The sequence below is a fragment of the Mycobacterium bulgaricum genome, from assembly GCF_041287165.2.
Classification (GTDB): Bacteria; Actinomycetota; Actinomycetes; order Mycobacteriales; family Mycobacteriaceae; genus Mycobacterium; species Mycobacterium bulgaricum.
This window is the reverse complement of the sequence record NZ_JBGGKV020000012.1, coordinates 67498-87455: the sequence shown is the minus strand read 5'-3', so window position 1 is coordinate 87455 and position 19958 is coordinate 67498. Positions and strand designations below refer to the sequence as shown.

Sequence of the window (19958 nt, the reverse complement as noted above, 5' to 3'; positions counted from 1 at the left end):
ACCGAGAGTTGGAGAATTATGAGTGAAGAAATGACGCTGCTGATGGTGGATGCCACCCCACCCGAATTGGGCGGCTATCCGGGCCTGCGACCAAGCAGCAGCGAGGCTGACGGGATGCTGACCGAGCGCGACGTCGCCGTCCCGATGCGCGACGGCGTAACCATCTATGTGGATATATGCCGTCCGGCGGGGGACGCAGCTCAGGCCCCGGTGCTGATCGCCTACGCCCCGTACGGCAAGCACAACGGCTTCCCGCCCATCCTGGGCGCCGGCGCCGACATAGACCCGCCGCTACCGGAGGGCGCGCCCTTCGAAGCTCCGGTGGCCCAGTACTGGGTCAAACACGGCTACGCAGTCATCTACGCCGATCCGCGCGGTTGCTGGGGATCGCAGGGCGATGCATCGTTCTTCACTGCCCAGGAGGCCAAAGATGGTTACGACCTGGTCGAGTGGGCCGGGACCCGGCCATGGAGCAATGGCAGGGTAGGGCTTTCTGGTGTCTCCTACTTGGCGATGAGCCAGTACGCGATCGCCGCGACCCGTCCACCCCACCTCGTGGCGATCAATCCCTCCGAGGGCATCAGCGATCCGTATCGCGAAGCGGCTTTCCCGGGCGGAATCCCGGAAACGCAATTCGGTCCGAACTGGGTCACGACGCTCGGTTTCGGACTGAACAAACGCGAAGATATCGCCAGCGAATTCTTCACGCACCCGCTCCTGGATGATTTCTGGAACGCCAAGACACCCGTACTGGAATCCGTCGAGGTGCCAGCGCTTTTCGTATGTTCGGTAGGTAATCACGGTACTCACACTCGTGGCACACTGGAGGCCTACCGGCGCTGCGGGTCCACGCAGAAGTGGCTCGACGTCCACGGCCGCAAGGAATGGCGCTACTACTACGCGCCCGAGAACATGGACCGTCAACGCAGTTTTTTCGACCACTTCCTAAAGGACGCGGAAACTGACCTCACGTCCTGGCCACCCGTACGCGTCGAGTACCGCGACCGCACCGAGACCGGGCCCATCCGCTCCGAATCATCTTGGCCGCCAGCACGAGTCACCCCGACCGTGCTCTATCTGGATGCGGAGACCGCCCAAATGACGACGACACCCATCGCCGGGGCCGGCACGACGGGCTACGACCCGACCCTCAGCCCCACCGATCCCGCGTTGCACGCCGGTGAGGAGAAGACCGAGTTCGACTACACCTTTGACGCCGAAACCGATCTGGCCGGCCATTGCGCGCTGCGCCTGTACGCCGCCTCACCAGGTGCCGCCGACATGGATCTGTTCGTCCAACTCGACAAGATCGACAGCGACGGACAGGTGGTGCACTATCCGCTATGCGCCTACCTCGACGATGGTCCGCTTGCCATGGGTTGGCTGCGCGCCAGCCATCGCGAACTCGACACGACCCTCTCCAGCCCCGATCGCCCCGTGCACACGCACGAACGAGAACTCGCGATTCCCGATGGACCGGTGCAGCTCGACATCGAAATATGGCCATTTACAGCGCATTTCCGGGCGGGGGAGACGCTTCGGCTCACCGTCGCCGGCGCCAACATCTCGCGCTGGCCGCGAGAGCAGTTCGTCGCCGGGCACGACATCGTCAACAACACCGCTCCGCACGTCCTGCACACCGGCGGTCAATACCCCTCAGCGTTGTTAATCCCAGTGGTGCCAACGCAATAAAGGACTGGCCGCGTGGCGGTTCGGGGCGGCGAGTTCGCCTCGACGATGCGATCACACCAGAGCGCTCGTCCCCAGTCCAATCGAGGAAGTCGTTGACAGGTTCGAGACCGCGGCGTAAGACTGATTGATAATCAATCCACGGTCACCAACACCGGCAGTCGCGGAGCCCTCTTCGATACCCCGATCCTGAACAAGCCGCAGTCAGGGATCCTCGGAACTGGCGCCGTCGTCGAACGCGTGGTCCCTACGCGTGATGCTCACGGCAACATAGTGTTCAGCGTGCGCTCTATGGTCTACCTCGCCCTCACCTACGACCACCGCATCGTCGTCGGTGCCGACGCCGCCCGCTTCCTCGACACCGTCAAAAGACAGCTCGAATCTGGCTACACCGCAGAAGAACTCTTCTCCGGGCCGCACACAACACAAATGGCGACAAGCACCTGAACGTGCGCGGGGGGAGCCAACTGATTTCAATGGCGACGGACAGACATTGAGTGCGACTCGGTACTGGTCCCGTGGTGCTCGCTGGCCAGCAGCCTGTCGCCCGACTCGCGGAGCTGGGCCTTGAGATTGCCGAGGTCGACTTCAAGCAGGCGGTGGTCGCGTTTGCGCCATTTACCGGAGATCATGACGGCTTCGATGTTGGCTAGATCGGCGTGTAGAGCGGCGGCGACGGGGTGATGGGCGGGCCAGAGGTTCAGCTGGCGGGCATCGATGACGGTCAGGTCGGCTTGCAGGCCCACCTCGATCTTGCCGACGCGGTCGGCAAGGCCCAGGGCGCGGGCCCCCTCGGTGGTGGCCCACGCCAGCGCCTGCTTGCTGGTGACCGTCGCGGTGGGACACATGATGCCGGTGTCCTGACGCGCCTTGTCGTGGTCGATGCCGCGCTGGTGAGCCAGCGCGATGCGTGCGGCGGTCAGCACATCGCCGGGCACGGCGCTATCAGTGTCGGTGCCCAGCGAAGGTGCGCCCTCGCCGGCCAGAAGCTTAGGGGTGATCGGACTCCCGTGGCCGTGGCTTAGTTCATTTTCCGGTGTGGTGGTGAATGTGGCACCAGCGTCGATAAGGCGCTTAACCCATTCTTCGGTCAAGCCGGCGCCGTGCACGACGTTGGTCAATGGAGTGAAAAGGTCGGCCGAACTCACCGCTTCCCATGCGGGTCGTGCAGGGCCTCCGCTCTGATGCATCGACGCCACGATGCCGCGCTCGGCGGCAGCGCGGAAGTCGGCGATCGCCACTTGCGGCGTCGACGTCTGGGGACCGGCTATGGCCATGCCGACGGTGACCAGCGAATGGGTTGGCACGTCGAGGAGGCGGTCCACCTCGGCGAGCGGATGAGTGGTCTCAGGTGTGCGACCGGGGATTCCGTGAAGGAACAGCGCCCGTACACCGGATTGCTTCAGTGCCTCGAGCGAAGCGTCGGCGTGGTCGGCGGTGAGGCTGTTATGCGCCCAATCGCCGATAGTGGTTGTACCGCGGTTAATTTGGCTCAACGCGCCAACCAAGGTGGCGATGTAGACATCGTCGGGGCGGTAGCGGGGGCCGAGTTCACCGTGGACGTGGCGCAGGTACTCCAGCATGGTCCAGTCGGCTCCGACGGTACGCAGCGCAGTCTGCCAGGTGTGCAGGTGGGCATTGATCAGGCCTGGGATGATGATGCGCCCAGCAAAATCGACGACGTCGGCGGCGGCGGGCAGGTTCTCGCCGATAGCGGCGATGGCGTCGTCGGCGATGAGGATGTCGAGGCGCTCGGCGTCGGGTCGGTCGGCGGTCATAGTAATCACGTGCGCGCCACGCAGCAAGGTGGACGTCATGGGCGCGACTCCTGTTGGGACAGAAGGCCTTTGTAACCGGTGCCGCCATGCACGGGTGGTGTGAGCGTGGCGATGACGGCGATGGTCGTGGTGAGCATGTCGTGGGTGGCGATACTGGCGACGTAGCCGTCGGGCCGGATCAGCAGCAGCGTGTCGCGGTCGAGGCCGTAGTGCCTGCAAAAGGCCTTGGTGGTGTCGTACAAGACGCTGTCGGCTTCCGCATTGTCGGCGTCGATGGCGACGCGGCGCAGTGGCGAGCCCCCGGTTGGCCAGGCCAGCAGAGCCATGTCGTGGGCGGAGCGCGGGCCGTAGGCCACCGCGGTGAAGTGCGGGCCGCGGTAGGTGTCGAACAAGCGCACCGCGGTGCCGTTTCGGTCGTGCAATCGGGCGTCGGGAGCGCGGTCGCCCACATGCAGGGCGGCGCTGTGTTCGGCAGCCATGGGTGCTAGTGGGCCGCCGCGGTAGTTCAGCGCGAGTTGCTGTTCGTCTGTGCCGCGTCTGATGCTTGACGGGTTGAGTTTGGCGATGCCGCTGTACTTCTTGGTCGACAGGCCCAGCACTGCGGCGGCGATGGGTTGACGTTCAGCATGGTAGGTGTCCAGCAGTCCAACGGGGGCGCCGGCGATGACCTGGGCGAGTTTCCAGCCGAGATTGTAGGAGTCACCGATGCCGGTGTTGAGGCCTTGGGCGCCCGCGGGGGTGTGCACGTGGGCGGCGTCGCCAGCGATGAACACCCGCCCGCTCCGGAAATTTTCGGCCAGTCTGATATTGGGGCGGAACACCGACTGCCAGGTGATGTTGTACACGCCGAGCCGCTTATTGCCGGTGTGAGCGCGGATGCGTTGGGTGATCTGGTCTTCACCCTCGGGTGGCGATTCATCAGGGCGCAGCCGGATCATCCACTGGAACTGATCCCCGTGCGGCAGCGGGCACGCGCCGACAAACCGGCCCCCCAGACCGGGCCACACATGCCAGCGGTCACGCGAGAGCCCGCCGCGCACGTCGGCGTCGACGATGAGCATCCGATCGGACTCGTCGGTGGATCCGATGAACGCGATGTCGAGTTGTCTTCGCACCGCGCTGCTGCCGCCATCGGCGCCGACCACGTAGCGAGCCGTGATGGTCTCGATGCCGTCGCCGCTATGGACGTTCGCACTGACTGCCTCCGCCGTTTGGCCGAGGTCGAGGAGTTCGCGCTGGTACTCGATGGTCACACCAAGTTCGGACAGCCGGTTGCGCAGGGCTCGGTCGGTGCGGAACTGGGGGACCAGCCAGGTGTCGGGGAACGGGACGTCGTCGCCTGACTTGGCCTTGCCCATCATCCGCCATGGAAGGTGGATCGGTCCGAGGTGAATGCCCATGAGAGGGTATGTGGTTCCGCCGGCGAGCACATCATCGAGTGCGCCGAGGTCCTCGAATACTTCGAGGGTGCGCGGCTGCACTCCTTTGGCGCGCGATCCGTCGAATCCGTGATCGGCCTTGTCGATGATGCGTACGGCGAGCCCGCGCCGGGCCAAATCGATAGCGAGCGCACTGCCGACAGGGCCGGCCCCGACGACGAGGACATCAATGGTGGGTGCGGTCATGAGGTAATCCGATCGTGGTGTGCGGTCGTGAAAGAAACGAGGTGCTCTGCCACGTCAAGGGGGCGTTCGTAGGGGGCCATGTGGCCGCACTGCAGGAGGTGTGTCTCGGCGGGTTGTAGCAGCGCGCGGGCGTCGTCGAGACCGGTGATCGGGGTGACCTGATCATTGGTGCCCCACAGCAGCTGGGTGGGCACCTTGCGCTCGCCTACACCGCGGAACAACAGCCCCCGGCTCGACAGCGGAAAGTTCTGCAGCGTTGAGAAGAACGCGTACATCGAACCTTCATAGCGGTAGGCGTCGCTAATCATGGTTTTCAGTTGGGGGACCAGGGCGGGGTCGGCGACGTTGTGCTCGAGGTGGCCGAGCAGGATGCGGCGCCCAGATCGTTTGGCTACCAGCGTCGCGAGCAGATCGCTGCGCAGCAATCGTTGCTGGCGCGTATTCGCTCCGCTCAAACCAGCCGGTCCGACGAGTGTCAATGATGCTACTGAGTCAGCCTCTGCTGCAACGTATCCCATGGCGATAAGAGCACCCATCGACGTGCCTACGAGGTGGTGAGTCGGTAGCTGCAGCTCGGCGACGAGTTCGCGCAGTTGGCGGCTGAACAGCGCCTCGGTGTAATCGGTGCGGACTCGTTCGGAGTAGCCGCGCCCATAGGCGCTAAAAGCCAGGGTGCGCAGACCCCGTGAATGCAACTCGGCGGCGACGGAGTCCCAGTAGAACAGCGGAATGGTTAATCCCGGCACCAGTACCACCACAGGACCGTTGGTCGGGCCGCGGAGTTCGTAGTGAGTCACTCCGTCGGTTAGGTCGATGTAACTGCCGCGCAGTTGGCGACGAGTGATGCCGTCGAGCGTGCGGTCTTCTCCAGCGACGGTGAAGTACTTCATGTCAGCTCCTGTGCTTCGAGGGTGTTGAGGAAGGTGGCGACCTTCTCGGCGAACCAGATCGGCTCCTCCTCAGGCAGCAGATGTCCGGCGCTGGGATGCACGGCCTCACGAACGTCGGGGATGTCGCGGGCGAAGTGCTGTGCGTCGACGCCGGCACTGCGCAACACCAGCGTAGGCACGCCAATCTCAGGAATCTCGGCGCTACGGTCCGGCTGGTTGGTGTTCACGAAATCGACGAAGGCCGAACGGTTTCCGCTGGCATTCCAATATCGGTGGACCCGGTCAACCATCGCGTCGTCGACGATGGTGGAGTTGGGCGCCACCGATTGCCGCAGGCCGCGTTCGACCAACCGCCGCGGCATCCCCGCCCGCATCAGCGGGCGTGCAAGCGGGTTACGGGCTAATCGCATGCCGGCCGGCAAGGTCTTCTCCGGATAGCCGGTGGCGTTGACCAGTACGAGGGCGAACAGGCGATCTGGGTAATCCAGGGCCAAGGTCCACGCAATGTTGCCGCCCAGCGAGTTTCCCGCCACCGCATACCGGGGAACGTGGAGTTGCTGCATGAATTCGGCCACGGTGCTGGCGTACGTACACACCCGGTAGTCGCGGTCCGGGCGCGGGCCGGTGAGCCCGAACCCGGGCAGGTCCGGGCGAATGACATCGAAACTACGCTCCAGGCTCGCGGCGGCGCGGTCGAAATGCTCCAGCGAGGAGGTGGTGCCGTGCAACAGCAGCAGCGGGTGCCCGCGCCCGGCACGCCGATAGCGGACATTTAGATCATTGACTCGCACGTACTGCGAGGAAAGAGAAGAGTTATCGACCATAATGGATACAGGGTTACCGTTAATTATCGGGGTGTCAACTTGCCGATCGGTGAACGGGTTGGACGGCGCTCAGGCGAGGCGGGTGAGCGCCCGCCGCGGCAGCTAAACAGCCTGCTCTGTCACCCGAGCGCATGTGGGGCGGCGCACTCCCAGTGGCACGCTTCACTACAGGCGCGCACCCGCGCCGGCGATCACTGACACGATGGAACCCCGTGATCCTTCGCCAAAAGGGGCGAATCTCGTGCCGTCGTTGCGGTTGCCCCAGGACATTCCGGAATCCACATCACCAGCTGCGAAGGCTTCGTCGGCGGCGCCGCTGCTCGTGGCGCCAACAGCCGACCGGGCGTGGGATTGCCGGTTCGTCAGTCATGGCATGATTTGATGATCGGTAGTCGTTGATACTCGTCGCCAGCCATGTCCAGTCCGCGACCCTGCGGCGTTCTCCACTCGCACCCTGAGCACCGTGAGATCCTGGCCGGTACTCTCACTGCCGATACCGCTCACCCACGAACATCGAGTGCTGCGCGCACGATGGTGTCGGTATCGATGCCGTGGTGGCGGTACACCGAGTCAAGGTCGCCGGCCTGTCCGAAGGTGCTGACACCCAACGACTTACACCGGACTTGGTTGATGGTTGCCAAGAACGCCAGCGTGTGCGGGTGTCCGTCGAGCACAGTGACCATCGGCGCGGCGCGACCCGCTGCGAAAACCTGGTCGAGAATCCAGGACGGCGCCTCCGTCTGCCCCTCGCGGGCTTGGATGGCGCGGTAGAGTAGGTCTGCGCTTGTCACGCAGACGACTTCGGCCTCGGCTCCGATGTCGGCGAGCCGGTCCGCGGCTTCGACGGCTTCCGTGGCCAGCGCCCCCATCGCCACGATGCACACCGCCGGCGTGGGCGCCGGGCGCAATGTATACGCGCCAGGCCCTGACCAGCCTCACTCACCGGCCCAGCGATGCGCTGCAGGTTTATCTCAGCTTGCTGTACACCGCACACCTGGAATTCGAACCCGGTGACCGGTGGAAGAACGGTCGGGCCAACAACGGGGTGGACGGCTGGAGCGAACTATGCGGCCTGCTGGCGCTCGACGTATCCAACCGCGAACTGAATTTGCGGATGACAAGGGCTCTCACCAAGCTCGCCGAGCACGACTTGGTGCAAGCGTGGGCGCCCGTAGAAGCAAGCACCGATTCGACCGCTTCACCCTGTTCTGCGAAGACCGATCTAGGCAACGATACTTCGTCCCCTCCGAAGAGGCCGGGGCAGTGATCCTGCCCGCCGGGTTTTTCATGGCGGGGTGGCACCTGGTACTCACCAACGAGGAGATGGCGACTCTGCTGGCGGTCGCCGAGCAGACGCAGCGGCCCCGGAGCCGCAAGGACGCCGACGAAGCTGGCGTAGCCTTGCCCCAGCTGACGCGGTGGCAGTGGTACGGCCTAGCCCCCGAAGCCTTCTCCGCCCGCCACGAATTGCAGGAGTTCGGCCTGATCGACATGTTCGACCCGATGGATCGAGCCCACGGGAAGCTCTCCGAGAACCAGCGTCAGAAGGATCTCCTGCGGGCGCCTCGAATTAGGTTGAGGCTCGGTGAGGCTGACTTCGCTCGCCCGGCGATGGAGGTAGTCAAGGCCAAGCTCCGGAGGCCGGTAGCGCCTCGTTGGGAAGACCGAGCCATCGCACTGCAACTGATCGACAACAATCGGCAGTGGCGAGAGCGGACACCGATGGGGTCACCACATGCTGGGGAAAACTAGCCGCAAATCGCGCTCGATCATGTCTGCGAGTCGGGTCGGATCAGCTGCCTGCCACTGGTACTTGGCCCCGTCTGCTGGTTGAGTCGAGATGACGCTGGGGTCGCCGACACCCAACCCGCCGGCTAGGTCGGACTCCAGGCTCGCCCGCACTTGCGCCCCATGTCTGGAAGTCTGCAGACCACGCCATCCGTGGTCAGTGACAACTAGCGAACCTGGCTGGCCAGCGCGTCGATGAGGGTCTTGTTGAGATATGTGGTTGCGGCGTAGCCGGGGGTCTGTAGGGCGGCGATGGTGTCGGGGTTGTCGACGATGACGGTGACGCCGCGGTATTGCGAGAAGGGTTGTGGGAGGCCGTTGTAGCTTCCGCCGCCGGCTGCTTTGTCGGTGCGCAGGATGACTCGGACATCGGTGGGGGTGAGGTTGAGTTGCTGGGCGTCGACGGGTTGGAGTTCGGCAACGGACGTCGTCGCGGAGGGCGTTTGGCCCGGGTAGCGGAATCCGAGACCTTGCAGGTATCGGGCGATCCCCGATTCGGGGGTGGCGAGGTTGACGCCGTTGTCGGTGACGAGCACCATTTCGATGCTTTTGGCATCGAACGCGGGGTGGGCCTCGCGCAGGTCGGCTTGGGCGGTGGCCGCCATATCGATGAGTTCTTGGGCTCGGTCGGAGCGGCCCAGGATGCGCCCGACCCATTGCAGATGGGTTTGCCAGGTCCAGTCGTTGGCGTTCTGGGGGCGGGTGATGGTGGTAGCGATTTGTGACAGGGACCGGTAGGTGGCGCCGTCGATGGGTGCGGTGTCGATGATGAGGTCGGGTTTGGTCGCCGCGATCGCGGCGGTGTCGTTGGTATCGGGGAGTACGGCCACGTCGCCGGTGATGAGATCTCTTTCCCAGCCGGGTAGTTGGGTGTCGGGGGCGATGACGGCGACTGGTTGCACGTCGAGGGACAAGAGGGCGTCGGCGTCGCCGGGTCCTGCTGCGACGACCGCGCGTGGTTGTTCGGTGAGCGTGGCGGTGCCGTGCTGGTGGGCCAATTGTTGGGCTGGGTAGGGGGTTTGGCTGTCGCGGGGCCACATCCAGACCGTGATTGCGCCGGCGACGAGCAGCACCACGGCGGCGAGGCTGGCCGCGATCAGTGCGCGGCGCGGGCGACGCGGGCGCGAGAGCGGCGGAGGCGCCGGGGGGTGAGGCGCGGGGTGTGTGGGGCCGGTGGGCCACGCGGCGCCGCCAACTGCGGTGTGCGGTGGTGGGTAGGGGCGCGGGCCCGGGCCGGCTGGGTGGGTGGGCCAGTGCGGCGGGGTGTGGTCGGGCCGCGGCGGCGGCGCCGGGGTGGGGGTGATGCGGACCGCGTCGGTGGTTTCGTCGAGTGCGCGGGCTGCGGCGGCGGCGAGGTCGCCGGCGGTTTGGAAGCGGTGCGCGGGGTCTTTGGCCATCGCGCGGGTAAGGACTGCGTCGATGGCGGTGGGTAGTTGGGGGGCGGTGTCGGTGGCGCGGGGGGGTGCTTCCATGAGGTGGGCGGCGGCGACGGCGGCCATGCCGCCGGTGCGGGCGAACGGCGAGACTCCGGTGAGCATCCGGTAGAGCGAGCAGCCCAGCGAGTAGATGTCGGCGCGGTGATCGGTGGGCTCGCCAACAAGGCTTTCCGGGGCGGCGTAGGCGACGCTGGCCATGACCATGCCGGTCTGGGTCAGCCCAACGGCCTCATCGAGGGCGCGGGCAATCCCGAAGTCGGCCAAAAAGATTCGTTCGTCCTGAGGGCCTAGCAGGAAGTTGGCCGGTTTGATGTCGCGGTGTAGCAGCTGTTGTCGGTGGGCGTAGTCGAGTGCTTTGGCGACTTCGGTGATGATGTGGGCGGCGCGTTGTGGGGTCATTCGGCCGCCGGTGAGTTCTTTCTCGGCGTCGCTGCCGGCGACGTATTGCATCGCGATCCACAGGTGGCCGTCGGTGTCGCCGCGGTTGTAGACGGTGACGATGTTGGGGTGATCCAGTGTGGCGGCCAGCTCGGCTTCGCGTTCGAATCGGGCGCGGAAGTGTTCGTCGCGTGATAGTTCGGCGGAGAGCACTTTGAGTGCGTCGCTGCGCGGCAGGACGGGGTGGCGGGCCCGATACACCGTGCCCATCCCTCCTGATCCCAGGATGGACTCGATGAGGTAGCCCCCGACGACGGCGCCTGGATGCAACACCATGACCGGGTTGCTTACTGCCCGGCCAGGATTCGGTACTGCGCGGCCATCTGCTGGCGCACGTCTTGTTCGGTGGCCGAGAAGGCGGTGTAGGCGTAGCGGTCCACGGTGGCCACACATTCAAAGGCCCAGAACACTCGCTGCCAGGTCATCGCGGAGGTGGAGGGCAGCGCGCCGAGGTGGCGTTTGTAGCATTTCGCGGCGGGCAGCCCTGCCACGCCGTCGATGCTGTGCACGTCTGTGAAGTTACCAATGTGGTCGGCCAGACCGTCGGCGACCCGCGCGGCCCCGTCGGGGTTGGCGGCCCGGTACACCGTGGTGGTGCGCTGGGAGACCACGTCGACACTGGCGGTACTGAACAGCGCGTTGGCTAGCACGGGATCGGTTTCGAAGTGCAGCCAGGCGCGGGCGTTCCAGACACCGATCATGAAGGGGGCGCTGCCGTCCGGGGCTATAAGTGTGCGAGTCAACAGCTGCCCGGTGGGGTCAAGCGGTAGGTCGCGCAGCGCCGCCAGATCGGTGGGGGTGAACTCGGCGAGGCGGCGTTTCTGCAGATCGGTGGCTTTACCAGCGAGGGTGGCGGCGTCTTTGCCCAGCAGTTCGAACGCGGTCTGGGCGACGACGTAGACCACGTAGGGGCCGTGGGCGGTGAAGCTGATGACCTGTTCGGCGTTGTCGGGCAGGGGGAACTTGATGGCTTTGCCCTCCGGCGTGATCGGCAGTGGGATGGACTGGCCGCCGGGGGCGCCGGGGGGCGGGGGTTGTTTGGCCGCCATTTCGGTGGCGGCCGCTGCGGCCGCGGCGGGGTTAGGGAAGCGCAGGACCGCCATGTTGAGCCAGCGCTGCTGGCCGGGGTCTTGGCTGTTGACCGGAATCGAGGTGCGCGTGGTGGAGAATCCGGCGACGAAGCCGTGCGTTTGGGCGATGTCGGGCAGGTCACCGGCAAGGACGTTGTTGCTGCGCAGCACCGTGGGCGATTCGATCGGGCCCACCAGGGACAGCTCCAGCCAGCCGGGCAGATACTTCACGTCGGCGTCAATCTCCCACGGGCCGACGGTGTATTCGGCGAGGCGGTGGGCTTCGAGCACATTGCCCGCGCCGATGTCGTCACCGGCGACGCCGAAGGGTTTTCCTGCGGCGGTGGGGTAGTTCCCGGAGTCCATCAGCGCCACGATGGCCCCGGAATCGGGGCCTTGCGGGGCGGTGGTGGGGGTGCCCGTGGTCGTCGCCGAACACCCCGCCAGCAGGGCCCCTGCCAGGATCGCTCCGGCGGAGCGCAGCATCTTCGCGGCGGCCGTGCGGCGGGGTTGCCGGGGTGCTGGCCGGCCGACGCCGGACGGGTCACCGCAGCCTGAGCGATTCATGTCGATCACTCCAGGTTCAGCTGCGGGGGCGTCGTGGTCAAATCGACGGTTCCGGCGAAGTATTCGTTGACCTCGCCGCTGGCCTGTTGGCCGCTGGTGGTCTGGGTGCGCACCGGCATGACCACCGGGCCCTGCACGGTGGTCGTCATCGACTTGGGATCGAAGTAGCCGGGGCTGACCTGGCTGAGGTCGGCGGGTCCCCAGGTGACGGTGCCCTCGACAGCGTCGGGCCGATCCAGCCGGTACGGACATCCCGGGGGGTCGATGGCTTTAAAGCGTTCGCAGGTGGCGAAGGCGTCGGCGACGGTTTGGGCGACGGCGTCGTTCCCTTCGTCGCTGAGAGTGAAGGTCGGCTGCAGGAACGACGATCCGCCCGCCAGCGCTTGCAGATCGAGGGTGAAGTCGCCCTCGACGGTGAGGTAGTCGTTGTCGCTGGTCACGTCCAGTATGCCGGGGAACACGTAGGCGGCGCCGCGGGATGCGACGGGCTCGCCGAACAGGGTCAGCGTCTTGGCGGCGCCGGTGGTTCCGGTCAGCGACTGGGTGTCGAGCTTGATGAAAGCGTTGTTGAGCTTCCAGCTGCCGTCGACCTCGGTCAGGCTGAGGTTGCCTTCGGAGATGGTGTCGCCGAAGTTGACGGCCACTTTGAGGGTGGAGAAGCCGAAGTTGGGGCGGCCCTCGTCGCGGTCGAGGATGCGGATGTCGGAGATCGGCATCTCGGCGTTCTGCTTGCGCAGCACCGCGTCGGTCAGGAAGTCCGTGCTTGCGGGTTCGGCCTTGCTGTAGGACAGCGCTTTCTCGGCGTCGCCGTCGCGCAGCGCTTCCAGGTAAGCGGTGACGACCTCAGCCGGAGATCCTGATGGCCCTGCCGACGCGCCGCCGGCCCCTTCGCCGCGCGAGCTCAGTGTGAAGGCCACCACGACGATGACGACCAGGGCGAGCGCCCCGCCGGCGATCCCGGCGATCAGCGCGTTGTTGCGGCGCCGTACCGGCGGCCCGTACCCCGTCGGCGGGCCGGGAGGGTAGTTGGGTGCGCCACCCGGTGGGGGCCAGCCGGGCTGCTGGGGGGACGCCGCAGGCCACTGGGAACCGGTGTCCGGTTGCGCAGCGGGGGGTGCGGCCGGTGCGGGAGCCGACGCGGGGGGAGGTGGTGTGGGGGGAGGTGGCGCAGCGGAAGGCATCGGGGCGGTGGGGGTTGGCGGCTGCGGCGGCCACTGCTGCTGCGGCGCGGCTGCCGGCGGCGCGGGTGGTGTGTAGCGCGGCACCACTCGGGTGGGACCGTCGGGATCTGGCGGCGGACTCGCCGGTGCGGGCGGCCGGGTGTAGGTGGGGGTGGCGACGGTCGGGCCGTCGGGATCCTGGACGGACGGGCGCGGGAACGCCGGGGTGGCGGTCGTGGGTGCCTCAGGGTCGCCCGGTGTGGATTGCGCTGCGGTGTCGCGGCGGTGCGGCTGATCAGCCACGGTCGAGGTTCTCCTTCGTGGGGCTCGCTGGAGCGGTCGAGCCGTCAGTGGTGGCCGGTGTGGTCGGCAGGGTCAGCGGATCTTGTCGGCGATGGCGCGGGTGATCGCCACACCCCCGCCGGCGGCGGTCGTCGAGCAGGACCGCACGTCGACGATGACGTTGCCGCGCAGGGTCATATCGCGTTCGCATTGCTGACCCGGGGTGGCGGAGGTGGTCGGGATCAGCAGCAGTGTCATGACGTCCCCGTCGGGGCGGGGGGTGCCGACGTCGATGCCCGTGGCCGCGCCTTCGGTGTGCATGAGGTGGGTGGATGCGCAGCGATTCCAACCGGCTACCAGGCTGTCGTAGGCGGCCTTGGCGGCGGCGGGGTCAGGGAACGAGACCACCGCCTGGCCCACCTTGTACACCTTTTCCACAGACGCCGCCGACACCGCGACACCGGTGTACCCCGTGCCGCCATAGCTGGTGGCGTAGGCCGGTCCCCAGGCGCCGGTGCAGTGCGGCGGGTCGGAGGCCCCACCCAGCATCTGGTTCTCTACTCCGACCGAGGTGAACCCGGGGGTACCCAGCTGTGTGCTGAGCTCGGCGTCGGTCAGCAGCAGCGGTGCCAGCGCGTCAGGCCCCACGACCGGTGCGGGTGGAGGAGGTGGGGGGCCCGCGGGCGGCGGTGCGGGCGCCGCAGTGGGGGAGGGTGGCGTTGTCGATGCACCGGGTACCTGAGCACGACTGGTGGGCGCGGCCGCAGTGGTCTGCGCCGGCGCGCCCGACTGGCCGGTGCCGGCGCGCAAGACGACGACCGCGACCAGCACGGCTGCGGCCACCGCGACAGCTGCGCCAATCAGCCACCACCGCCTCCCGGCGGTCGGCGGGGCCGGCAACGCCCTGGGCGCGCTGGGCTGGGTCGCCGCAGGCCCCTGCGGCCAGCCTGCCGGCGCAGCGCTGGGGTGCGGCGCTGCGGGCGCAGGTGCGGCGGCAGCGGGTGCCGCAGGCGCTGCGGGCTTGGGCGGCTGGGCTGCCGGCGGTCCGGGGCGCGGACCTGGGCGCCTCTCGGCTGCGGCCGGCTTGGCGGGCGAGCCGTTGGACGCACCGGCGCCCGGCTTCACCTTGTCGGTCTTGTCGCCACCGAATGACTCACGCAGTCGGCGGGCGACCGGGGCCTCCACCGTCGACGACGCGGACTTGACGAATTCTCCCTGCTCGCCCAGACGGGCGAGTACTTCCTTGCTTGTGACACCGAGTTCCTTGGCCAACTCGTGCACGCGTGCCTTACCTGCCACTACATCTCCTGTCTAGGAGGCAACAGCGGTGGTAGGCGCCGCGCCTCGGGTTAGCTATGACGCATGGTCATCGGGGCTTCACGGTGTGCTCATGTTCTTCGCTTACCTGTTCTCTTGCCCGGGCGCGTCGGGCGCCTCCCGTGACGGGAAACGCTCTGACACCGCGGTGATGTCCGGTGAACCGGTGATCCGCAACGCTCGGCCGAAGGCCCGCCGGCGAACGGCTGCTTGCAGACATTCCGGATCGGGATGCAACCACGCACCCCGCCCCGGAAGCTTTCTCGCCGCGTCAACGGTCACGGCGCTGGAACCATTCCCAGGACCGTTCCCGCCGTCGACAGCGACCACCCGAAGCAGTTCGACGGCCAGCTCTCGTTTCCGGCATCCGATGCACGTCCGCACCGGTCCCCCGACGGGGGTGGAGGTGCTTTTGTGCATCCGAGCCGATGTCTCGCGCTGGATCACAGCTGAGTCTACCGTCACCACAGCGCAGAGCGGAAAACCGGTGCCGGTCGTGATTGCGCCTCGCTGGTCAGCGCTCGTCTGCCGCACCGTGCGGGGCGTCGCGGCGCGCCGCGGGCCGCGATGCCTGCGCGTCCGCACCTTCGTCGGCGTCGTCGCTGCGGATGTCGATGCGCCAGCCGGTGAGCCGCGCCGCCAGCCGCGCGTTCTGCCCTTCCTTGCCGATCGCCAGCGAGAGCTGGAAGTCCGGCACGATGACGCGGGCCGCGCGTGCCGCCGCGTCGATCACTGTCACCGACACCACCTTGGCCGGCGACAGCGCGTTGGCCACGAACCGGGCAGGGTCGTCGTCGAAGTCGATAATGTCGATCTTCTCGCCGGAGAGCTCGCTCATCACATTGCGCACCCGCTGTCCCATCGGGCCGATGCAGGCACCCTTGGCGTTCAGACCGGGAGCCCGCGACGCGACAGCGATCTTGGAGCGGTGCCCGGCCTCGCGGGCCACCGCCACGATCTCGACGGATCCGTCGGCGATCTCGGGGACCTCCAACGAGAACAGCTTGCGCACCAGGTTCGGATGGGTGCGTGACAGCGTGATGAGCGGCTCGCGTGCCCCGCGGGTGACGCCGACGACGTAGCAGCGCAGCCGGTCGCCGTGTTCATAGCGCTCGCCGGGAACCTGTTCGGCGGCCGGGATCACACCCTCGGAACCCTTGGTCTCGCTGCCCATCCGCACGACGACCAGACCACGTGCGTTGGCGCGGGCGTCGCGCTGGATCACACCGGCGACGATGTCGCCCTCACGCGCGGAGAACTCACCGTAGTTCTTCTCGTTCTCGGCGTCGCGGAGACGCTGCAGGATGACCTGACGCGCGGTCGTCGCGGCGATTCGACCGAAACCCTCTGGGGTGTCGTCCCATTCGTGCAACACATTGCCGTCTTCGTCGGTCTGTCTCGCCATCACCTTCACAACGCCGGTCTTGCGGTCGATGTCGATGCGGGCGTCGGCCTCGTGCCCCTCGGTGTGCCGATATGCCGTCAGCAGAGCCGATTTGATCGTTTCGACGACGACGTCGACGGTGATCCCCTTGTCGGCCTCGATCGCGTGCAGGGCCGCCATGTCGATGTTCACGGTCAGGCATCCTCTCCGGAGACACCGGCAAGTTCCAACTCGCGTGGACTCGGCGGTGAGAACTCCACCTGGACAACAGCTTTGGTAATCGCATCGAGTGCGATGTCGCGCACCTCGAGATTCTTCCTGGCTTCGCGCACGACGACGCCGACGGTGCCGTCGCCCACAGGGCCGATCCGTCCGGTGAGCGTCGACCCGTCGGTCAACGTGAACTGAGCGAGCCGGCCCCGCGCCCTGCGGTAGTGCTTCTCGTCGGTCAGCGGCCGGTCCACCCCGGGCGAGGACACCTCGAGCACGTACGGCGGTGAATCCAGGTCGTCGAGCAACTCCGAGGCGATCCTCGACAGGTCCGCGACAGCGTCGAGGTCAAGTCCGCCGTCCCTGTCGGCGACCACCGTGATGCGGGGCGGGCGCGTGGCGGCGTCAATCACGACGTCTTCGATGTCGTAGCCCGCGCGCGCGAACTCCCCGTCGAGCAGTTCGATGACCTGTCGTTGCGACGGTAATCCCGTAGACCGCTCCGCCACGGCGAGCTCCTCGTCTTGAGTTGTCCGGACACGGCGCGCGGGAGGGCTCCCCGCGAATCCGACTCCCCACGATACGCCAGCAACGCCTGGACAAATAACGAAAAGCACGCGCCGTGCGCAGGGTCGCCGAAGTCGGTTCCTCGGCTCGACCCCGACGGATGGCAGGATGTGGCACGTGCCGAGACCGCCGACCGTCAGCCGTCGACGCGTGCTCGTCGCAGCTACGGCGCTGGCCGCGCTCGCGGTCACCGCCGCGGGCTGCGGAGCCCCGCCTCCTCCCCCGGACCTCGACGATCTCACCACCGCGCTGGACAGGGCACGATCCGATGCCGACTTGGCCGCCGACGTCGCCGCGACCGTGCAGGGGAGATTGACCGACGTGTTGACCGACATCGCCGCCCAGCGTGCCGCCCACGCCGAGGCGCTCTCGGACGAGATCGTGCGGATGACGGGCCATCCCGCGCCGACCACCAGCACAACTGCCACCACGACCACGACGTCGGCGTCAGTGCCCGCGCCGAAAGCCGACGACGTGACCGGGGCGCTGCGCGCGTCGGCCGACAGCGCAACGCAGGCCGCCGGTGCGCTGTCGGGTTACCGGGCGGGGCTGCTCGCCTCGATCGCCGCGTCGTGCACCGCCGCGTACGCCGTCGCTCTCGCCGGCACTGGAGGTCGGCGATGACGTCACCCGAACCAGACACCACGATGCCTTCGCGTCCCGGGGAGGCGGCAGCCGGCGCCCTGTTCGACGCGATCGCCACCGAGCACGCCACGATCTACGGTTACGGCGTCGTCTCGGCGCACTCCGTGCCCGAGGTCAACTACCTGGTGTCGTCGGCCATCGCCGAGCATCGCGCGCGGCGGGAAGCGGCCATCGCGCTGGCGCAGCAGCAGGGCATCGATGCGGCCGTGCCTGCGGCGGGTTATCAGATGCCGTTGGAGGTCGACGACCCGACCGACGCCACCAACCTCGCCGTCCGCATGGAAGAGGATGCGGCCGTCGCGTGGCGCGCGGTCGTCGAGCAGGCCACTGAGCAGAGTGTGCGCGCGTTCGGGGTGACGGCACTGACCGAATGCGCCGTGACCGCCGCACGGTGGAGCGTCATCCGTGAGGACAGAGCGGTCACCGTCGCCTTCCCCGGCGGCAGCGAGTAGCCCCCTGTCAGCCTGAGATCGCGCTGCTGATCTCCGCCACCGCGCCGTCGATCGCCACCTCGCGCTTGTCCCCGCTGAAGCGGTCCCGAAACTCGACCACGCCGTCGGCCCACCCGCGCCCGACCACGACGATCCACGGCACACCGAGCAGCTCGGCGTCCTTGAATTTCACACCCGGAGAAGCGGTTCGGTCGTCGAGCAGCACATCGATGCCGAGGCGGTCCAGATCGGCGGCCAGTTCGGTGGCGCCCGCGCGCGCATCGGCGTCCTTGTTGGCGATGACCACGTGGACGTCGAACGGCGCGACGCTGGAGGGCCAGCGCAGCCCGAGTTCGTCGTGGTGCTGCTCGGCGATGACCGCCACCAGCCGGGACACTCCGATCCCGTAGGAGCCCATGGTGAGCCGCACCGGCTTGCCGTCCTCGCCGAGCACGTCGGCGTTGAACGCGTCGGCATACTTGCGCCCCAACTGGAAGACGTGCCCGATCTCGATTCCGCGCGCGGCCACCAGGGTCCCTGCCCCGTCCGGGGACGGATCGCCCTCGCGGACCTCGGCGGCCTCGATGGTGCCGTCCGGGGTGAAGTCGCGTCCGGCCACGAGGTCGACGACGTGATCGCCCTTCGAGTCCGCGCCGGTGATCCACGCCGTGCCGTTCACGACCCTGGGGTCGACCAGATATCGAACCCCGTTGGCCAGCAGGCCTTTCGGACCGATGTACCCCTTCACCAGGAACGGGTACCTGGCGAAATCGGCGTCGTCGAGCATCGCGTACTCGGCCGGTTCCAGCGCGGCGCCGAGGCGCTTGTCGTCGACGTCGCGGTCACCGGGCACGCCGATGGCGAGCAGCTCCCAGTCGCCGCCGGGCTCGCGCACCTTGAGCAACACGTTCTTGAGGGTGTCGGCGGCGGTGACGGCGCGGCCACCGAAGCTGGGTAGGTTCGCACCGTTGGCCCAGTCGACGAGCGTCGCGATGGTGGGGGTATCGCCGGTCTGGTGGACGGTCGCGCTGGGCAGCGCCGCGATCTGCTCCGCCGGGATCGCGTCGGGCACCGCGGTGATCACCGCCTCCACGTTGGCCGCGTAACCCGACTCCGGACACCGCACGTAGGTGTCCTCGCCGACCTCGCTCTCGGCGAGGAACTCCTCGGATGCGCTGCCGCCCATCGCTCCCGACACCGCCGAGACGATCACGTAGCGCACCGCCAGCCTCTCGAAGATCCGCTGGTAGGCCTCGCGGTGCAGGTGGTAGGCCGATTTGAGCCCACCCTCGTCGATGTCGAACGAGTACGAGTCCTTCATGATGAATTCGCGGCCGCGCAGGATGCCCGCCCGGGGACGCGCCTCGTCGCGATACTTGGTTTGGATTTGGTACAGCGTCAGAGGAAAGTCCTTGTAGGACGAGTACTCGCCTTTGACCGTGAGCGTGAAGAATTCCTCGTGCGTCGGGCCGAGCATGTAGTCGTTGCCGCGGCGGTCTTTCAACCGGAAGACACCGTCGCCGTACTCCGTCCAGCGGTTCGACGTCTCGTACGGCGCCTTCGGAAGCAGAGCCGGAAACAGGATCTCTTGTCCCCCAATGGCATTCATCTCATCGCGGACGACCTTTTCGATCTTGCGCAGCACCCGCAGTCCCAGCGGCAGCCAGCTGTACAGGCCGGGGCCGACGGGCCGGACGTAGCCGGCCCGGATGAGCAGCTTGTGGCTCGCCACTTCGGCGTCGGCCGGATCGTCGCGCAGGGTGCGCAGGAACAGCTCGGACATGCGGGTGATCACAGCCGACCACCTTACTGATTGTGTTGAACCCCCGAGTCGCTGCGCTCCTACCCCGCCGGAAC

General features: G+C 67.2%; 15 protein-coding genes and 4 pseudogenes. 5 read left to right on the top strand and 14 right to left on the bottom strand.

Features of this window, described 5'->3' with window-relative positions:
* Window positions 1-30: 30 nt before the first annotated feature.
* Entirely contained in the window at window positions 31-1692 is a 1662-nt protein-coding gene (locus tag ACAG24_RS24705; protein ID WP_370475589.1) for a CocE/NonD family hydrolase, read from the top strand.
* Between the two features lie 138 nt (window positions 1693-1830).
* Window positions 1831-2136, top strand: a pseudogene (locus ACAG24_RS24700) (2-oxo acid dehydrogenase subunit E2); the annotation flags it as partial.
* 26 nt (window positions 2137-2162) lie between these two features.
* On the opposite strand, the gene ACAG24_RS24695 reads toward ACAG24_RS24700, so the two are convergent.
* The 5 genes and pseudogenes from ACAG24_RS24695 to ACAG24_RS24675 form a co-directional block, all read right to left on the bottom strand.
* Window positions 2163-3506: an amidohydrolase family protein gene (locus ACAG24_RS24695; RefSeq protein WP_370475591.1), complete on the bottom strand. Its 1344-nt coding sequence runs from the start codon at window positions 3504-3506 to the stop codon at window positions 2163-2165.
* Entirely contained in the window at window positions 3503-5092 is a 1590-nt protein-coding gene (locus tag ACAG24_RS24690) for an FAD-dependent monooxygenase (protein WP_370475592.1), read from the bottom strand. The genes ACAG24_RS24695 and ACAG24_RS24690 overlap by 4 nt, the downstream gene beginning before the upstream one ends.
* Window positions 5089-5982: an alpha/beta fold hydrolase gene (locus ACAG24_RS24685; RefSeq protein ID WP_370475593.1), complete on the bottom strand. Its 894-nt coding sequence runs from the start codon at window positions 5980-5982 to the stop codon at window positions 5089-5091. The genes ACAG24_RS24690 and ACAG24_RS24685 overlap by 4 nt, the downstream gene beginning before the upstream one ends.
* Window positions 5979-6806 carry an alpha/beta fold hydrolase gene (locus ACAG24_RS24680; protein ID WP_370475594.1) on the bottom strand — a complete coding sequence of 276 codons (828 nt, stop codon included), beginning with the start codon at window positions 6804-6806 and terminating at the stop codon, window positions 5979-5981. Before ACAG24_RS24680 ends, ACAG24_RS24685 begins: the two co-directional genes overlap by 4 nt.
* 500 nt (window positions 6807-7306) lie before the next feature.
* Window positions 7307-7726: pseudogene (locus ACAG24_RS24675) on the bottom strand (transketolase-like TK C-terminal-containing protein); the annotation flags it as partial.
* Window positions 7727-7967: 241 nt separating this feature from the next.
* Between ACAG24_RS24675 and ACAG24_RS24670 the strand changes: the two are divergent.
* The gene (locus ACAG24_RS24670) at window positions 7968-8558 is read left to right on the top strand and encodes a hypothetical protein (RefSeq protein WP_370475595.1); all 591 of its coding nucleotides are present in this window, start codon (window positions 7968-7970) and stop codon (window positions 8556-8558) included.
* Between the two features lie 203 nt (window positions 8559-8761).
* Here the strand turns inward: ACAG24_RS24670 and ACAG24_RS24665 are convergent, their stop codons facing one another.
* The 8 genes and pseudogenes from ACAG24_RS24665 to rimP all read right to left on the bottom strand — a co-directional run bounded on the left by ACAG24_RS24665 (window position 8762) and on the right by rimP (window position 16967).
* Window positions 8762-10744 (bottom strand): serine/threonine-protein kinase, encoded by a 1983-nt coding sequence (locus ACAG24_RS24665; RefSeq protein WP_370475596.1) that lies wholly within the window; start codon window positions 10742-10744, stop codon window positions 8762-8764.
* An 11-nt stretch (window positions 10745-10755) separates the two neighbouring features.
* Entirely contained in the window at window positions 10756-12105 is a 1350-nt protein-coding gene (locus ACAG24_RS24660; RefSeq protein WP_370475598.1) for a DUF7373 family lipoprotein, read from the bottom strand.
* 5 nt (window positions 12106-12110) lie between these two features.
* Window positions 12111-13568 carry a hypothetical protein gene (locus ACAG24_RS24655; RefSeq protein ID WP_370475599.1) on the bottom strand — a complete coding sequence of 486 codons (1458 nt, stop codon included), beginning with the start codon at window positions 13566-13568 and terminating at the stop codon, window positions 12111-12113.
* A 72-nt stretch (window positions 13569-13640) separates the two neighbouring features.
* Window positions 13641-14180, bottom strand: a pseudogene (locus ACAG24_RS24650) (sensor domain-containing protein); the annotation flags it as partial.
* Between the two features lie 6 nt (window positions 14181-14186).
* Window positions 14187-14846, bottom strand: a pseudogene (locus tag ACAG24_RS24645) (translation initiation factor IF-2 N-terminal domain-containing protein); the annotation flags it as partial.
* A 102-nt stretch (window positions 14847-14948) separates the two neighbouring features.
* Complete coding sequence (locus ACAG24_RS24640; protein WP_370475740.1) at window positions 14949-15284, bottom strand: YlxR family protein; 336 nt, start codon at window positions 15282-15284, stop codon at window positions 14949-14951.
* Between the two features lie 94 nt (window positions 15285-15378).
* Window positions 15379-16440 carry a transcription termination factor NusA gene (gene nusA / locus ACAG24_RS24635; protein WP_370475739.1) on the bottom strand — a complete coding sequence of 354 codons (1062 nt, stop codon included), beginning with the start codon at window positions 16438-16440 and terminating at the stop codon, window positions 15379-15381.
* A gap of 2 nt (window positions 16441-16442) precedes the next feature.
* Window positions 16443-16967 (bottom strand): ribosome maturation factor RimP, encoded by a 525-nt coding sequence (gene rimP / locus ACAG24_RS24630; RefSeq protein WP_370475738.1) that lies wholly within the window; start codon window positions 16965-16967, stop codon window positions 16443-16445.
* Window positions 16968-17133: 166 nt separating this feature from the next.
* On the opposite strand from rimP, the gene ACAG24_RS24625 reads away from it, so the two are divergent.
* Together ACAG24_RS24625 and ACAG24_RS24620 are read left to right on the top strand one after the other, a co-directional pair.
* Entirely contained in the window at window positions 17134-17649 is a 516-nt protein-coding gene (locus ACAG24_RS24625) for a hypothetical protein (RefSeq protein ID WP_370475737.1), read from the top strand.
* A complete protein-coding gene (locus ACAG24_RS24620; protein ID WP_370475736.1) occupies window positions 17646-18122 on the top strand; it encodes a ferritin-like domain-containing protein in 477 nt (158 codons plus the stop codon). Before ACAG24_RS24625 ends, ACAG24_RS24620 begins: the two co-directional genes overlap by 4 nt.
* Before the next feature lie 7 nt (window positions 18123-18129).
* Here the strand turns inward: ACAG24_RS24620 and ACAG24_RS24615 are convergent, their stop codons facing one another.
* Window positions 18130-19896, bottom strand: a complete 1767-nt coding sequence (locus ACAG24_RS24615) for a proline--tRNA ligase (RefSeq protein WP_370475735.1) — start codon at window positions 19894-19896, stop codon at window positions 18130-18132.
* Between the last annotated feature and the right edge of the window lie 62 nt (window positions 19897-19958).

What these genes read in the sequence shown, in the direction of transcription:
- ACAG24_RS24680 (WP_370475594.1), bottom strand. Translation starts at nt 6,806, where the DNA reads ATGGTCGATAACTCTTCTCTTTCCTCGCAGTACGTGCGAGTCAATGAT.
- ACAG24_RS24640 (WP_370475740.1), bottom strand. Translation starts at nt 15,284, where the DNA reads ATGCACAAAAGCACCTCCACCCCCGTCGGGGGACCGGTGCGGACGTGC.
- ACAG24_RS24705 (WP_370475589.1), top strand. Translation starts at nt 31, where the DNA reads ATGACGCTGCTGATGGTGGATGCCACCCCACCCGAATTGGGCGGCTAT.
- ACAG24_RS24660 (WP_370475598.1), bottom strand. Translation starts at nt 12,105, where the DNA reads ATGAATCGCTCAGGCTGCGGTGACCCGTCCGGCGTCGGCCGGCCAGCA.
- ACAG24_RS24685 (WP_370475593.1), bottom strand. Translation starts at nt 5,982, where the DNA reads ATGAAGTACTTCACCGTCGCTGGAGAAGACCGCACGCTCGACGGCATC.
- ACAG24_RS24665 (WP_370475596.1), bottom strand. Translation starts at nt 10,744, where the DNA reads ATGGTGTTGCATCCAGGCGCCGTCGTCGGGGGCTACCTCATCGAGTCC.
- ACAG24_RS24695 (WP_370475591.1), bottom strand. Translation starts at nt 3,506, where the DNA reads ATGACGTCCACCTTGCTGCGTGGCGCGCACGTGATTACTATGACCGCC.
- ACAG24_RS24690 (WP_370475592.1), bottom strand. Translation starts at nt 5,092, where the DNA reads ATGACCGCACCCACCATTGATGTCCTCGTCGTCGGGGCCGGCCCTGTC.
- ACAG24_RS24625 (WP_370475737.1), top strand. Translation starts at nt 17,134, where the DNA reads ATGTGGCACGTGCCGAGACCGCCGACCGTCAGCCGTCGACGCGTGCTC.
- ACAG24_RS24620 (WP_370475736.1), top strand. Translation starts at nt 17,646, where the DNA reads ATGACGTCACCCGAACCAGACACCACGATGCCTTCGCGTCCCGGGGAG.